Annotated in this window: 11 protein-coding genes; 8 read left to right on the top strand and 3 right to left on the bottom strand. The window is 36.2% G+C overall.

Translation table 11 applies throughout. The features are described from left to right. The first annotated feature begins 650 nt into the window (after positions 1–650). Complete coding sequence (locus tag ACP6PM_RS15530; RefSeq protein ID WP_426586107.1) at positions 651–2,201, top strand: phytoene desaturase family protein; 1,551 nt, start codon at positions 651–653, stop codon at positions 2,199–2,201. 498 nt (positions 2,202–2,699) lie between these two features. On the opposite strand, the gene ACP6PM_RS15525 is transcribed toward ACP6PM_RS15530, so the two are convergent. The 3 genes from ACP6PM_RS15525 to ACP6PM_RS15515 all read right to left on the bottom strand — a co-directional run bounded on the left by ACP6PM_RS15525 (position 2,700) and on the right by ACP6PM_RS15515 (position 9,393). Beyond that, positions 2,700–4,052: a spondin domain-containing protein gene (locus ACP6PM_RS15525; protein ID WP_426586105.1), complete on the bottom strand. Its 1,353-nt coding sequence runs from the start codon at positions 4,050–4,052 to the stop codon at positions 2,700–2,702. Between the two features lie 547 nt (positions 4,053–4,599). Next, positions 4,600–5,508 carry a glutamate racemase gene (gene murI, locus ACP6PM_RS15520; RefSeq protein ID WP_426586103.1) on the bottom strand — a complete coding sequence of 303 codons (909 nt, stop codon included), beginning with the start codon at positions 5,506–5,508 and terminating at the stop codon, positions 4,600–4,602. 1,140 nt (positions 5,509–6,648) lie between these two features. Beyond that, the gene (locus ACP6PM_RS15515; protein WP_426586101.1) at positions 6,649–9,393 is read right to left on the bottom strand and encodes a CHASE2 domain-containing protein; all 2,745 of its coding nucleotides are present in this window, start codon (positions 9,391–9,393) and stop codon (positions 6,649–6,651) included. A gap of 2,363 nt (positions 9,394–11,756) precedes the next feature. On the opposite strand from ACP6PM_RS15515, the gene ACP6PM_RS15510 reads away from it, so the two are divergent. The 7 genes from ACP6PM_RS15510 (at position 11,757) to ACP6PM_RS15480 (ending at position 15,890) form a co-directional block, all read left to right on the top strand. After that, positions 11,757–11,993, top strand: coding sequence for a PleD family two-component system response regulator (locus ACP6PM_RS15510; protein WP_426586099.1), 237 nt, complete (start codon positions 11,757–11,759; stop codon positions 11,991–11,993). A gap of 116 nt (positions 11,994–12,109) precedes the next feature. Next, positions 12,110–12,295, top strand: a complete 186-nt coding sequence (locus tag ACP6PM_RS15505) for a response regulator (RefSeq protein ID WP_426586097.1) — start codon at positions 12,110–12,112, stop codon at positions 12,293–12,295. A gap of 54 nt (positions 12,296–12,349) precedes the next feature. Next, positions 12,350–12,544: a hypothetical protein gene (locus ACP6PM_RS15500; protein ID WP_426586095.1), complete on the top strand. Its 195-nt coding sequence runs from the start codon at positions 12,350–12,352 to the stop codon at positions 12,542–12,544. Positions 12,545–12,626: 82 nt separating this feature from the next. Continuing rightward, positions 12,627–12,878: a response regulator gene (locus ACP6PM_RS15495; protein WP_426586111.1), complete on the top strand. Its 252-nt coding sequence runs from the start codon at positions 12,627–12,629 to the stop codon at positions 12,876–12,878. Between the two features lie 446 nt (positions 12,879–13,324). Continuing rightward, complete coding sequence (locus ACP6PM_RS15490) at positions 13,325–13,453, top strand: hypothetical protein (RefSeq protein WP_426586093.1); 129 nt, start codon at positions 13,325–13,327, stop codon at positions 13,451–13,453. 105 nt (positions 13,454–13,558) lie between these two features. Then, positions 13,559–13,705, top strand: a complete 147-nt coding sequence (locus ACP6PM_RS15485) for a hypothetical protein (protein WP_426586092.1) — start codon at positions 13,559–13,561, stop codon at positions 13,703–13,705. Between the two features lie 316 nt (positions 13,706–14,021). Then, on the top strand, positions 14,022–15,890 hold the full coding sequence (locus ACP6PM_RS15480; RefSeq protein WP_426586090.1) for a two-component system response regulator: 1,869 nt from the start codon (positions 14,022–14,024) through the stop codon (positions 15,888–15,890). Positions 15,891–15,958: the final 68 nt, after the last annotated feature.

Raw genomic sequence — 15,958 nt, 5'->3', positions numbered from 1 at the left:
ATTAAGGTTTAAAGCCTCTCCTTTAAAGGAGAAACAAGCGGTCGTTTGCGGAGCAGTCCGTAGGATGGGATGGCGAGGTCTCCCGCTCTTGCAGAGCCGCGTTTCATGTCGCGAAGCGAAACGCTTTTCATGTCGCGCAGCGTTTCATGTCGGCTCTTAGCCGAAAACGCTTGCCTCCAATCGACCAAGAGAAGAAAAAATTTTCATGATTAGTCAATCCTCTCCTTTTCAAGGAGAGGTAATTATTAATTATTAATTATTAATTATTAATTGTTGAAACGACTCCTAATACCAAATCTGGTATAGATACACCCGTTATATCTCGCCCTGTAGAGACCTTGCATGCAAGGTCTCTACAGGGTTTTTTCGGTTTACTGAAAACTGGTCTTTTTAAACCTGATTTGGTATAACCTAATTTATTTTTACGGGAAAATTAAGGTTTAAAGCCTCTCCTTTTAAGGAGAAAAAAGCGGTTGAGGGATGGCGAGGTTTCCTCGCCAGATCCAATCAACCAAGAGAAGAAAAAAATTTCCTTTTAAACAATCCTTCTATTACAGAAGAGGTAATTATTAATTATTAATTGTTAATTATTAATTATTGAATGCTATCCTTTTAGATAAATTGCTAAATTAACTAATTAAACAAATAAAATGTCTCAAACAGATGTAATTGTAATTGGTAGTGGAATTGGTGGTTTAAGTTGTGCCGCTTTACTAGCACACTATGGTTTTGATGTCATAGTTTGCGAAAGTCATTCTATTCCTGGAGGTGCTGCCCATAGTTTTGAATATCAGGGATTCAAGTTTGATTCGGGACCATCTTTACATTCCGGTCTTTCCTATCGCCCTTCTACTAACCCACTAGCACAAGTTTTGGATGCTATCGGCGAGGAAGTACCCTGCGTAACTTATGACACTTGGGGTTGTTGTTTACCAGAGGGCAAATTTGATACATCAGTGGGTGCAGACCAATTTTGTGATATTCTCCAATGGTTGAGAGGTGAGGGTGCTGTGGCAGAATGGCGTAAACTCCAAAAAGTTATGGCGCCATTGGCAGAAGCAGCGATCGCTATTCCTCCTGCTTCCCTCCGTTTTGACCTAGGAGCAATAATGACAATGGGGCAGTTTCTACCTACTATGGCAAAACATATTTTTAATGTTGCTAAGTTAACGGGAGCGTTTTCCCAAATTATTGAAGGGGTTGTCACAGATCCTTTTATCCGAAATTGGCTTGATTTACTTTGCTTCCTACTTTCAGGTTTGCCTGCAAATGGTACTATTGCTGCTGAAGTTGCATTTATGTTTGCTGAATGGTATCGACCGGGAGTTGTACTTGACTATCCTATTGGTGGTAGTGGAGCAATAGTTGATGCTTTGGTGCGGGGGTTACAACGTCACGGCGGTCAATTAATGTTGAATGCTCATGTGCAAGAGGTGGTAGTTAAAGGTGGGCGTGCTGTTGGTGTTTTGTTGTGGAATGGAGAAGAAATTCGGGCAAAGCAAGCAGTAATTTCAAATGCTTCTGTCTGGGATACTTTGAAATTACTGCCAGAGGGTACAGTGTCAAAATCTTTTCGGGAACAACGACAAGCAACACCAGAATGTAACAGTTTCATGCACTTACATTTGGGTATTGATGCCACAGATATTAAACCCGATCTGGCGTGTCATCATATTATTGTCAATAATTGGGATAAAATAGATGCACCCCAAAACGTTGTATTAGTATCTATTCCATCATTAATAGACTCTACTCTTGCACCCCCAGGAAAGCACGTTATTCATGTTTATACTCCTGGAAACGAACCATATCAATTATGGCAGGGTATGGATAGAAAGAGTCAGGAATATGCTTGGGCAAAGCAACAAAGAGCTGAGGTTATGTGGCAAGGGTTAGAGCGAATAATACCTGATGTGCGTTCCCGTTGTGAAGTGAAATTGGTGGGGACTCCCCTAACTCACGAACGCTTTCTTCGCCGTCACCAGGGGTCCTATGGTCCGGCAATTCGTGCTGGGGAGGGGTTGTTTCCTGGACCGAATACGCCATTACCAGGGTTGTTATGTTGTGGTGATTCTACTTTTCCTGGTATTGGTTTACCTGCAGTGGCAGTTAGTGGGATGATAGCGGCAAATACTCTTGCTCCTGTCTCAAAACACAGAGAAATGTTGGAAAGATTAGTGATATCAATTCTAGGTAATTAGTTATCAAAATAATATGGGTCTAAAACCCCGCCTTTTAAGGCGAAATATTTTTGGAGCGGGGCTTAAATCCCCGTTACAAAAATCACTGTCTTGAGTGTGTCTTACATTCTGAGGAGACCTCAGAATTACACACTCGCTTCTGACTTCTGACTTCTGACTTCGTTAATGTACTAGCGCGTCTACCTTGAAAATGTGGGTAAGTTTGAGTTCATGGAGACCTCTCCCCCAACCCCTTTCCTGCTCCGAGAGGGGAGAATATTCCCCCCCTTCCCTTGCAGGGAAGGGGGTTGGGGGGTTAGGTTTTACCCACAATTTTAGTCTAGACGCGCTAGTAGTGTTAAACAACCTGGTTTCTCAGTACCAAAATGGCGCGAATAATTTTACCCCAAGAAACCAGGTTTCATATTAGAGCTAGGGGTTGGGGTTGAAAGGTTTTGCTTGTTGTTGCTTTTGCCTAAACCCACCCCCAACAAATGCCTAACTTTTACTCAAGCAGCACTAACGCAGAATAAAGTTATCTCCTTCTAATGCAGGAGTTACATTAGCAAACAGACCACCGTTACCAAAATCTGCTGTAGCACCATTTGGATTATAATACAAATTTCCACTTTCTATACTGTGAACAATCAAAGCATCTGAAGTAGCAGCGGCAGCATCTGTGGCAACTAGAGCAAATTCACTGGAAACACTAAATCCTGGGTTAGCTCTGCTACTTGAGTCACTTGTAATAGCAGCAAAAGTAGACCGATCGAGAAGAATAAAGTCTTGATCTGTATTGAAATCTTTAATTGTATCTACTCCAACATCCTCCGTATCAAATGTGTCATTAGTGTTAAAGATGAAGAAGTCAATACTAGCACCACCCATAAGAGTATCGTTGCCAGCACCACCATTGAGACGATCGCGACCTTGACCACCTCTCAATATATCATCACCATCACCACCAAGTAAGCGATCGAACCCAGGGCGACCTTCTAAAATATCGTCACCATCACCACCTCTGATCAAGTCATCACCAGCACCACCAACTACCCAGTCTCTGCCATCAAGACCATTTAAAGTATCGTTACCTGCAAGACCGAAGATACTATCGGGTAGAGCAGTTCCGCTAATAGGGTTATCCTCAGCATCACCAACAATATCTTGTAAAACAGTGATGCGAGCTATTCCAAAATCTGCTCCGTCATTTTCTGTTGTGAAATCTGCATCTTCGCGTGCGTCTAAAATACCTCCTACTTCATCGCTGCCTTCTCTTTCACTACCAATAAAGCCAGGGTGGAATTGAACTGTACCATTTTCATCGTCACCTGTATCGGGTGCTTCCTGACCTAATGCTGCTGTATTTGCAGGAATTTCATCATTTACTTCTGTTCCTGCATCCCAGACTCGAGCTCCAGTAACAGTAAAATCAGTTCCTAAGAAACTTCCATCCTCACTAAAAATCTCTAAATTGTCTCGCGTAGGATTTTCATTAGCAATGAAAGCATCATTACTAGGCAATATCATGGAAGCATAACTCAAGTATCTGCCCTGAGTTTCATCTACTTCAAATGCTGCAACACCTAGACTTCCCAGAGTAAAACCTTCGCCAGAGCTTGATGGGATTACCCCAGCAGTAGAACCAGTTTCACTATCGGCAAATTCAGTAGATATAGTTACTGGGAAATCATCTGTTGGTGCAAATATAGCATCTTCAGCTACCCTTTCTATAGCTTCACTAGCAGCTTCACCTTCATCAAAAGGGTTAAAAGTACCATCATGAAACCCCACCCATACTGGAGAAAAGAATACAGAACTATCTGCATCCCCTTGAGTAACTACGTTCTGAACTAGAACTCTAATATCAGCCATAAAGTTTTTCCTCACTAATTACCTAGTTGTTATTGGGGAGTTTATCACAACAAATGCACTTTTGTCACAACTTAAAATATATTTTAGATAAATATGTAGGCCAATACCTATTGAATTTTTTTTGCTACAAATTAATATTGAGTAAAGAGAGTGTATAATTTCTTCATACTTTGATTATTTGTAACATTGATTTTATCGATATAGTATAAAAAAAACTAATTTAACTTGATGAAGATGAAGTAATATCAAATCCGGTAGCATTGGTATAATTCAGGATCAGGGAAGAATAGTCAATATTGTAGGGGCGGGCCGTTCGCCCCTACTGACGGTAGAATTATATCACTCCGAAGCCAGCGGATTGGATATAATACCTAAATTTATCAAAATAGGAAAAATTAAATATTAAAAAATAAATTTAGTTTAATCTTAATTTCTACTCACAAAAAAAATATTTGGCATTGCTGAGTGTAATATCACTTCCAGAATAATGCCAAATACAAAAAAAATAAATTGTCAGTGATGCTGATCACAAATAATTTGCTATAAATCAAGCTACAGATTCAGATTTGATTTTCACACTTTCTACTCCTAAGCAAGATTGTTCCACTATCGGAGTAAAACCAAGAAATTGTTGCACTCTTTTAGAAAATTCTTCTGGGTCGCCACTCACATAGAAGCTAGTACAATGAGGAGGGCGATCGCTTAATTTGCGCAAACTCTGAAGTTCCTGGGCAGCAGTATGAACAACAGCAATAGCGGGGTCTACTATTTCTACTGAGTTATCTAAAATTTGTCTAAACAAATGTATCAGATGGGGATAATGTGTACAACCTAATATTAGAGTGTCTATCTGTTTTGCGATTAAGGGTTTAAGATATTGTCGCACTACTTCCAAGGTATAAACATCATCGATCCGACCCTGTTCAATTAATGGTACTAAAGTAGGAGCTCCTACTTGAAATACTAAAATCGAAGGATCTATTTTCAGAATAGTATTCACATAAGCATTGCTCTTAACTGTATGTATAGTAGCGATGACACCTATTCTTTTGCTACTCCTGTGTACAACTGTTTTTGCACCAGGTTCAATCATACCAATAATGGGAAAATTGTATTCGACTGCTACTCGATCTATTGCTGCTGCTGTAGCAGTATTGCAGGCAATGATCGCCATCTTAACACCCTGCTTTTGCATCCAAGTTAGCACTTGACGCACAAATTGTACAATCTCTGTCTGAGATTTTGTACCATAGGGAAGTCGTGCTGTATCAGCGAAGTAGATAAAGGTTTCTTTCGGGAGTTGGCGGTATAGTTCTTTTAAAACACTAATTCCACCTACACCACTATCAAAGATGCCAATGGGAGCAGTATGTGGTTGTCTAGGTTGAGTTATTTTTAGTAGATAAGGGACAGTAGTATATTTACCCCTTTGAAATTGATAAAAAATATTTGTCATCGTTATATATATAATTGACAAAAATAGCAGTTTTGGAGCCAAACCTTTCTAGTGGTCTGTCAAGATGAATTTCGGGGATAAACTATTAAATTTTTACCCCTTGTCTCAACCCATCATTCATTTTTGATGAAATGGACCACTAGACTGTGAACCTTAAATTGTGGTACGGTTAGCATCAATTTAGTGCTGACCTTTTACCTTTAAGCACTATAGTGTCGATCAAAACCGGATTTAGTATGAATCTTAAATCTAATGGTCTAGATAAGTTAATCTAAGTCAAAAGTCTAATAATAACAGTCAAAATTTAAAAGCCTGGAGCAATATGAGTCAGATTTTAAACAATCCAGGACTTACGCAGCAACACTATATATAGGGTATAATTTGGTCATAATTCCAGATATATCCACTATAATTAGTGTCGTTGCGTAATTCCTGTAGTTATAATACCAATTACCAAAAGTAATGCTATACTTGGGTGGAACTTCAATTATTAAGTAATTTAGACAGGTCCATAGAACTTTTTTGATAATTACTGGCTGGTTAATATCAATTATTCTTATTTTTACTTCTCGCTCTCGGACGTTGCATGCAACTACCTCCGACCCTACTCCCCTGATCAATAAAATGTAGAAAAGTTTTTGAGAAATGGTATTAAGGAGGAGAAAGTTTTTTGATCGCTAATTATCCGGACATGATATTAATTCTTCTCGAACAAGCAGTTTATATCTTTTTCGGAGATGTCTATTAGACCTCTCCGGAAAAGAGGGAGTAGGGGGAAATAATTAATGATTTCTGCATATGTAATTGATTTGATTTTTAATTAAGTAGGTAGCATGAAAAAAACTAAGTATGTCATTTCAGTTATCAGTTAGCCTCCTGTCGGATGAACTGCGTAACAAAAAGTAAAGTGACTCCAAAGCTTCTTCCCTTCTGCCTTCATCTAAACCATAAATTTTAACGCCTATCTACTTATCGAAGATGTCTATTAGACCTCTCCAAAATCAAAAATAAAATCAATTATTATCCTTTTGTTATCAATTACTTCTCCCTGTTCCCAGTTAAGTTTTCCCTGTTCCCTCTTTTCTGGAGATGTCTATTAGTTACTAAAAATAATACAGAAAAGTATCTTGAAAATTTCTGTTAATTTGCGATAACATCTGAAATTAGTTTAATAATATCTTGATCTCGAAAATCTCCCGCTAGTTCCTGCAACTTCTGGGCAAAAGGCACATATTTAGTATCCAGTTTCTCAATTATTTTTGCTTGCTTAGTAATTCCCTTAAAATGACCCTTCATCGCCAATTCATATAAATTTTGCAATTCTGTTAGAGGAGGAGGAATTATCTCTTCATTTGTTTTCTCTGTTTCTTCTCTGAGTCTAGGTGATTTTCTACTTCCTTCATAAACCCATTCTAGATTTAGATGTGTTTGTAGTACCTGAAGTAACTGACTTACTTGTAGAGGTTTAGGCAGAAAATCATTTCCACCTGCCTCCAGGAAACTCTTTCGATCGGATTCAAACACATTAGCTGAATAAGCAATCAAAATCAAATTTTTTCCTTTTTCAGAAGCTCTCAGCTTTCGCATCATTTCAAAACCATCCATCTCAGGCATCAATAAATCAGTAATCACAAGATTGGGTTTAAACTGTTCAATTTTCTCTAAACCATCCTTAGCACTACTTACTTCAAGCACCTCAAAACCAAGAGGTTTCAACAAATTCACAATTATAGAGGAACTATCATACAGATCGTCTACAACTAAAATTTTAGGTGCTTTTCCTTTCACACCAACAATTTCTCCTTGTTTCTGCTGTTTGCTACTGATTTTATTATTAACACTATTAGTATTAGTGGATGGGAAATCAACTTCAAACCAGAAAACACTACCAACTCCATATTCACTCTTGACCTGAATTTCACTACCCATTAACCGTGCAATTCTCTGACTAATTGCTAATCCTAACCCAGTACCTTCAGCATTATACTTATACTTGTCTGAACCTACTTGCTCAAAAGCTCGAAAAAGACGTTGAGTCTGTTCCGGTCTCATACCAATACCTGTATCCTGAACTTCAAAGTTAAATTTACCATTTTTAGTTTGATTCACCTTGAATATCACTACACCTTTTTCCGTAAACTTAATTGCGTTTCCCAAAAGATTAATTAATACCTGTCGCAACCGTTTTTCATCAGCATTGATACCAGTCGGAAATTTAGCATCCTTTTCACAAATAAAAGAAATTCCCTTCATTTGAGCTTTAATCTCGCACATTTCTACAACATTATGCAACAAACTCGGTAAGTAGACATAGGCAGGGTGGAGTTCCATTTTTCCTGCTTCAATTTTTGACAAGTCAAGCACATCATTAATCAAAGTCAACAAATGAGACCCACAACGATGAATAACTTCTACTTTGGTTTTATCTTCTGTATTTAGACTATCAGAACGTTGAAGAATTTGAGCATAACCCATAATACAATTGAGAGGGGTTCGTAATTCGTGACTCATGTTAGCCAGAAATTCGCTTTTAGCTTGAGACGCTGCATCTGCTGCTTGTTTGGCAATTTCTAATTCCTGAGTTCGCTGTTGTACTTTTTGTTCTAGAGTTTGAGCATAATCTTCTAGTTTCTGATTAGCATTTTCTAATTGCTGGTTAGTTTTGTTAAGTTGCCAATAACTATAGTAGTTAGTTGTAATAATAGCTGTACTCATTAACCCAACCCACGGAGTAAACAGAGGTAACACCCACCCACTGATGAACGCTCCATAACTTATTCCCACCAAGCTAAAACTTGATAATCCCATGACTATAATAGTGCCACCAAAAAAAGCATTTTTGCCAAACCTTGGAGATTGCAATAAGCACCAGGTGAAAATACTTCCAGTAAATGACCATATTCCCATCCACACCCATTCCCAGTATTGATTAAATACCCGCAACAAAACACGACCTTCCAAAGCAGCACTCAAAATCTGACTGCTAATATTAGCATGAACCACTATTCCTGGCATCAGATTTGTTTTCTGTAATAAAGTACTATTAAAAGGTGTAGAAAAAACATCTCTGAGACTTTCTGCTGTTTTTCCTACCATAATAATGCGATCGCGAATTACATCTTCAGGAATATCTCCATCTAATACCTGGGATATAGAAATACTAGGAAAAATTTCTCTTCTACCACGATAGTTTAGTAAAATTTGATAACCATCAGTATCACGGCTAGCATAAACCCCTGAAGTAGGGGTCAGAGGAGTGAAAGTAGCTTTACCAAGTTGATAATTTCGTTGATTTTCATCTACTGCTTGTAAAGTAATACCCTTTTTTTGCAAATACATCAAGGCCAACTTCACCCCTAATCCTTCTGGTAGAGGATTTTCGGTAGCTACTGTAATCAGAGCGCGTCGTACTTTACCATCAGCATCTAGTAATATGTCGGAAGCTCCAACCTGATTTAGTTTACTTAAAGCAGGTGGTGGAGCAACTGTTTCTCCGGCTACTTTTTCAATTCCCACTAGATTTGGAGTTGAGTGGAAGACTTCTATGAGTTTTTCATATCCTGGTTCCACAGAAACATCTCGGTAAATGTCGAGACCAATAGCTTTAGGTTTGTAAGCTCTCAAATTTAATATTAACTTTGCCATTAATTTGTCAGAAATAGGCCAGCTCAAATGAGTTAGATCGGCTTTATCAATGGTGACTAAAGTAATACGAGATTCTATTGATTCTGAGGGACGCAAGCGATAAAATTGGTCTAGACTAGCCCATTCTAATAACTGAAAGATACCAGTTACACTACCTCCAACAACGCACAAAGTTACACTAATGGCAATTATTAGTGCGCCTTGCCATTGTTCTACATTTTTTCTAACCTTTGACCACATTAAATACTCTTAAATATTATTGGTTTGTCCAACACTAAGGACTTATGATTAAAATTTATGGGTTCTGATATTTTCAGCGATCGCTCCCTAGAAAATTTCAATCATATTCTACTGTAATATAGAACCCCTGAAGGTATCTTCATAAATTTAGCAAGGAGTCAGGAGACAGGAGACAGGAGTTCATTAATGGATAATTGATAATGGATAATTGATAATTACCTCTCCCTAAAACGGAGAGGATTGACGCGGTAGGGAAAAAATTTATTCTCGCGTTGGTGATTGGAGGCTCGCGAACTTCGGAGCGGCTCTGTTAAGAGCGGGAGACCTCAGGATCCCATCTACCACATGCTCCGCTTTCCGACCGCTCTGTTGGTCGATTGGAGGCTAGCGTTTTCGGCGCTTGAGCCGACATGAAACGCTGCGCGACATGAAACGCGTTTGCGGAGCATGACCTAGGATAGCGTCCCGGAGGGAACGGAGACCTCGGCATCCCATCTACCAGGTCATGCTCCGCTTTCCGACCGCTCTGTTGGTCGATTGGAGGCAACCGAGGAGACCTCGGCATCCCATCCTGACGGAATGCTGCGCTTTCCGACCGCTCTGTTGGTTGATTGGAGGCAAGCGAGGAGACCTCGGCATCCCATCCTGACGGACTGCTCCGCAAACAACCGCTTTTTTCCCCTATCCAAGGGGAGGCAATTAGGCTTGAATCATCTAATTATTTAATTGTTTAATTATTAATTATTTCGGTAAGAGGTAAGAGGGAAGAGAGAAGAAGGAAGATGTGGGGAGAAATAATACAAAAAATTCAACACTCCTTGAGATGATGATTTTTCCTCAAAATTGATGGGCGAAAAGACTTGACTACCATAATTATATAGCTATCAAATGGGTTCTATACAGTAGAGTTCACACTGATATCGTAGACCATAAATGTTGAATATTAAGAAAAAAGCATTTACAGCAGATTTGGTCCCATAGCAAGTACAGATATTAACAATTAAATGTTTTTAGTGCACACATTTTATCCAGCATAATTTTACCTCAACAAGGTAGAATCTGCTGTATATGAGAACACTTAAATCAATTATTAAAGAAGTTTTTAGATTTGCCAATCATACCAGAAATTTATGCTGAGAACAGAAGCTGATACTCTTGACGAAGGTTACAAAAGAGTAATCAAAGCTTTGGGTATCTAATTATTTACTTGACAAATGAAATCCTTGCTTGGTGGAACATCAAAAATATAGATAAGTAAAGATAATTTTGCCAAAATAGGCTCAAGGTTATCTTTTGGTAAACAAAAGGTTAAAACTTCGGAAAAAAACTGTTAGGTTTGTATATCTTTGAAAAATAGGTATATATTAGACATCTCCGGAAAAGAGGGAACAGGGAACACTTAACTGGGAACACTTAACTGGGAACAGGAAGAAAGAATAGATAATTTCTGGATGAGAATTGATTTGATTTTTAATTTTCACGCCTATGTCTATTATAGGTATATATTTAAGTATATTTATGCAAAGTTGATTTAAAAAATATACTCTGAATTTAGGCAAAATTGCTATAGCAATCCGCGCATAGGTTGCGGGTAATCAAAAAGTAAATAAAAAAACTGAAACTCTTACCAGTTAAGTGTCCCCTAAAAAGCAGTAAGATTTTTGACACGAATAAAATAGGATTGCTATATGTATTTTGTATTATTTCAGTGAGTAGGCTCAAAAAATAAAAAGGAGTTAAAGGTTCTGAAGTTTGAAAAATTAGGAATCATCTATAATATAAATAATGTCACCAAAAATATGATTGTTAGATTTTTTGAGAATTTTTTTGTGAAAGTCTTGAAGATAAAATTACTTAATTTTGATTTAGAGTTATTAGACCTCTCCGAAAAATATATAGACTTTTTGTAAAAGTAGGGAACAGGGAACAGGGAACAGGGAACAGGTAAGATATTTTAAGTAAAAATGTACAGAAAATGATTTCGGAGAGTAAATTTTACAACTATAGCTTATGGTAAATAAAGGACAAGTTTATTTTCTGGAGATGTCTATTAACTATTCTTTAGTATCCATGTTTTATGACTTAAATACCCACTTAAATTTAGGTTCTACTTGACAAGATTTACAACTACATAATGTGCAATTTTAAATCAATCAATCAGGAGTTGCAATTGCTGAAGTTGTTGAAGAAAATAAGCTACTTCTAGGTATTATTTTAACAAATTCGGGTAAATTAGTTGGTATGATTTATCAAAATCAATTTTTCAAAACCGTGAGTCGCCAATATGATCGTTAGTCTATTTTCGTTTGAGATAGATTTACCTGTAGCTCAGGAATGGGTGAAGACTTCTCAGTGCGCTCGCTATGGTCAGTATTATTGGTATTAAAGGTACTCCTCCTAATGTTTTAGTAATAGATAAAAATTTGGAAAATTGCTCCTTGTTAATCAAACTGCTACAACCAATTGGTTTGAAAGTAATAGAAACCAACGATGGTGAAGAAGGTTGGCAGAAAATTCAGATGTTTAATCCTCTTTTAGTCATTACTAGACATAGGCGTGAAAAAGATATATATTTTTGGCGGCTATTAGGGAACACTTAAGACTTAACACTTAACAGGGAATATATTTTCACGAAAAAGATACGAAAAATGATTTCAGAGAGTAAATTTTACAACTCTAGCTTGTCTTAAATAAAGAGCAAGTTTATTTTCTGGAGATGTCTATTACTGATTTGTTAATACCTATAATGGATGGGTTTGAATCGATCAAACAAATTCGGACATCAGAAATTTGTCCAGATGTGGCAATTATTGCTTTGTCTGCAAGTGTATTTGAAGTCGCTCGATACAAAAGTTTGTCAGCAGGAGCCAATGATTTTCTCCCTAAACCATTAAAAACTTAAGACTTATTTCTCAAAATTAGAAAACTATTACACTTGGAGTGGGAGTATAAAGAAATGAAGAATTATTTACCAAAGGTAGCTGATACAAATGTAGAAACTATAGTTCCTGCTACAGCAAAAACTCTAGATAAATTTTATGAGTTAGCTATGAAAGGTAATCTCAAGGGAATTATTAAAAAAGCTAAGTTTCTAGAGCAACAAAATCAAAATTTTATTCCATTTGCTCAGAAGATTTCTAAATTAGCATAAGATTTCCACGATCGAGAAATTATTAGACTTATTTGTCAATATAGGAGTAATGTCAATGGATAATATTATGAATAAGTGAGATATAATTCTAATTGTTGATGACAACCCTGCTAATTTAGGTTTACTTTCAGACTTTCTGGATGAAACAGGTTATGAAGTTTGGGTAGCTCAATCTGGAGATATGGCACTGCAAAGAATAGAATATGCTCTGCTTGACTTAATTTTGTTAGATATTATGATGCCAGAAATGGATGGGTTTGAAACCTGTTGTTATCTCAAGGGTAAAATTGAAACTTATGAGATTCCAGTGATTTTTATGACCGCTCTTTACTGATACCGAAAGTAAGGTGAAAGGATTGAATTTGGGTGCTGTTGATTATATTATAAAGCCATTTCAACAGGAGGAGATTTTAGCTAGAGTTAAGTTACATTTAAAACTTTATAAATTGATGTGGCAAGTTGCCCAATAAAATTAAATTTTTGAACAAAAACTTCAAGAAAGAACTTTTGAATTTAGCCAGATAATGGAATATTTAAAACAAATGCAAGTGCAATTAATTAAAAATGAAAAAATGTCAAGTTTAGGTCAGATGGTGGCAAGGGTAGCCCATGAAATTAATAGAATTATTAATTTTATTTATGGTAATTTAACTACGGCGGAAGAATACATTGAAAATATATTAACTTTTTCATATAGAACCAGATGCATAAATTCAAGCCTATCAAGAAGATATTGAATTAGACTTTTTGCGGGAAGATTTGATCGAGATTTTATTTTCGATGAAAGTTGGAGCAACTCGAATTTTGGAAATAATTAAATCTATGGATAATTTCTCTCGTTTTGATGAATCAGAAATTAAGCAAGTAGATATCCATGAAGGAATTCATAGTACCTTAATGATTTGGTAAAATCGACTTAAAGCTAAATCAGAACGTCCAGCAATTGAAGTGATTAAAGAATCTGGAAATTTTCCAGATGTGGAATGTTATCCGGGGCAATTAAATTAAGTACTTATGAATTTAGTAGCTAATGGAATTGATACTATAGATAGTCTAGAAGAAGTTCAAGATAATCCTGGCCTAATTCTGATTTCTACAGAGTTGAATAGTTCAGATGCAGTTGTGATTAAAATTGCTGACAATTGCAAGGGAATGAGATAAGAGCTGGTTGCTCGAATGTTTAATCCTTTTTTTTCTACTAAACCTGTAGGTAAAGGAACAGGAATGGGATTAGCAATTAGTTATTCCATTGTGGTTGATCAACATGGGGGTAGATTATAATGTAACTCAAAAGTAAGTGTGGGTACGGAATTTATTATTCGGATTCCCATTCATCAAAAGTTTCCTAAAAATTCTCAATCAGCTGTGGGATTAGAAGATAATAATCAACCATTTAATTCAAAGAGTATAATTCAATCAAGAATAATTTATCACGATTTTTTTCAGAATAAATATTATTTAATAACTACGAGGATATATGTTGACTATAGATGACCAAAAAGCAAGAATTATGATTGTTGATGATAACAGAGATAATTTAAGGGTACTCTCTGATTTTCTTGATGAAATAGGATTTGAGGTATGGGTAGCTTCCTCTGGTAAAATTGCGATTGAACGAATTCAATATGCAGTACCCGACTTAGTATTACTAGATATAATGATGCCAGAAATGGATGGTTTTGAAGTTTGTTCTATACTGAAAAATAATCCTTTAACTAAGGATACTCCAATTATTTTTATGACTGCTCTTTCAGACACTGATGATAAGATTAAAGGTTTTGAATTGGGTGCTGTTGACTATATAACTAAACCATTTCACCAAGAAGAGGTTTTAGTTCGGATTCGACTTCACTTAAAGCTACACTTTCTCAAGGTAACATTGGCAGAAAAAAATGAATTATTAGAGCAGTTAATCCAAAATCTAGAGCAAAAAGTTATACAGGGAAATACCAAGCTAGAACAAGCAACTACGGAATTGCATGAAACCCAAGCTAAGTTACTCCAAAGAGAGGTTAAGTTAGAGTATAATTCTTTCCACGATCCTTTAACAGGTCTACCAAATCAAGCCAGATTGTTGACTCAACTTAATCAGACAATTGAGTTTAGTTTAAATCACAATTATCATTATGCTTTACTATTGCTTGATATAGATCGCTTAAAGTTAATTAATGATAGTTTAGGGTACTCTAAAGGAGATATATTACTCCAAGAAATTGCTATCAGACTGCAAAATAGCATAGGAGTTAATAACTTAATAGCAAGGCTGAGTAGTGATGAATTTGTAATTTTATTGGAGGGAATAGAACATCCATCTGAAGCTACTCAACTAGCGGAACGTATTCAGCAAGAATATTTACAGTATCCTTATGAGTTAGACGGTTACCAAATATTTGTTAAGGCTAATATAGGCATTACTTACAGCTTTTTTGGATATCATAATTCTACTGATTTATTTAGAGATGCAAACATCGCAATGCAAAAAGCAAAAGATTACGGAAAAAAAGGATATGCTATATTTGAACCTAAAATGCAAGTAGATGTTTTAGAACGTTTAAATTGGGAAAATGAGCTACGTCTGGCGATTAAAAAACAGGAATTATGCCTGCACTATCAACCAATTATTAATCTTTTAAATAATTCATTGAAAGGTTTTGAAGCATTGGTTCGTTGGAATCATCCTAGTCGCGGACAAGTTTCTCCAGGAAAATTTATTCCAATTGCTGAAGAAACTGGATTAATACATGATATTGGGTGGTGGGTTTTGGAAGCAACTTGTCAACAACTAAACTTATGGCAAAAACATTTTCCTGAGTTTAAAGGCTTAGTTTTAAATGTTAATCTTAGCACCCCACAACTAAGAGAATTAGATTTTATTCAACAATTAAAAATAATTTTAGATCGGAATAATGTATCAGGAGAAAATTTAAAATTAGAAATTACAGAAAGCTGTCTTTTAGAAGCTGTTGAATATCGGGATAAAATTTTCAATCAAATTAAAGATTTAGGAGTTAAACTATGTATAGATGATTTTGGTACAGGATATTCTTCTCTGAGCCGTCTTCATGAATTTCCTATAGATACATTGAAAATTGATCGGTCTTTTGTGCAGCGAATCGATCCTTGTTCAGATAATATAACTATTGCTGCTATTATCACATTAGCTAAGAGTCTAAATATGGATGTAGTTGCAGAAGGAATAGAAACACCTTTACAGCGAGATAAACTAAAAGATATGGGTTGCGAATTAGGTCAGGGTTTTTTATTTGCTCGACCTTTAGAATCTCAAGCTGCCACTAGGATAATTCAAGATTTTAAAATTTTAACGGACAATCAAAGTTACAGATGAGAACTGTTTAATAAACCTTAATAATATAAATTTTTATATCTTATTAAGAGCTTAATTTTGGTAGTGGT

This window comes from Dapis brunnea BLCC-M229 (genome assembly GCF_050015995.1).
Taxonomy (GTDB): domain Bacteria; phylum Cyanobacteriota; class Cyanobacteriia; order Cyanobacteriales; family Microcoleaceae; genus Trichodesmium.
The sequence above is the reverse complement of the archived record's forward strand: the minus strand, read 5'-3'. Positions and strand labels throughout refer to the sequence as shown.

Bases quoted from the DNA above. Each gene is read 5' to 3' on its own strand.
- ACP6PM_RS15485 (WP_426586092.1), top strand. From the start codon at position 13,559: ATGAATTTAGTAGCTAATGGAATTGATACTATAGATAGTCTAGAAGAA.
- ACP6PM_RS15505 (WP_426586097.1), top strand. From the start codon at position 12,110: ATGTCTATTACTGATTTGTTAATACCTATAATGGATGGGTTTGAATCG.
- murI (WP_426586103.1), bottom strand. From the start codon at position 5,508: ATGACAAATATTTTTTATCAATTTCAAAGGGGTAAATATACTACTGTC.
- ACP6PM_RS15490 (WP_426586093.1), top strand. From the start codon at position 13,325: ATGAAAGTTGGAGCAACTCGAATTTTGGAAATAATTAAATCTATGGAT.
- ACP6PM_RS15500 (WP_426586095.1), top strand. From the start codon at position 12,350: ATGAAGAATTATTTACCAAAGGTAGCTGATACAAATGTAGAAACTATA.
- ACP6PM_RS15480 (WP_426586090.1), top strand. From the start codon at position 14,022: ATGTTGACTATAGATGACCAAAAAGCAAGAATTATGATTGTTGATGAT.
- ACP6PM_RS15510 (WP_426586099.1), top strand. From the start codon at position 11,757: ATGGTCAGTATTATTGGTATTAAAGGTACTCCTCCTAATGTTTTAGTA.
- ACP6PM_RS15525 (WP_426586105.1), bottom strand. From the start codon at position 4,052: ATGGCTGATATTAGAGTTCTAGTTCAGAACGTAGTTACTCAAGGGGAT.
- ACP6PM_RS15515 (WP_426586101.1), bottom strand. From the start codon at position 9,393: ATGTGGTCAAAGGTTAGAAAAAATGTAGAACAATGGCAAGGCGCACTA.
- ACP6PM_RS15530 (WP_426586107.1), top strand. From the start codon at position 651: ATGTCTCAAACAGATGTAATTGTAATTGGTAGTGGAATTGGTGGTTTA.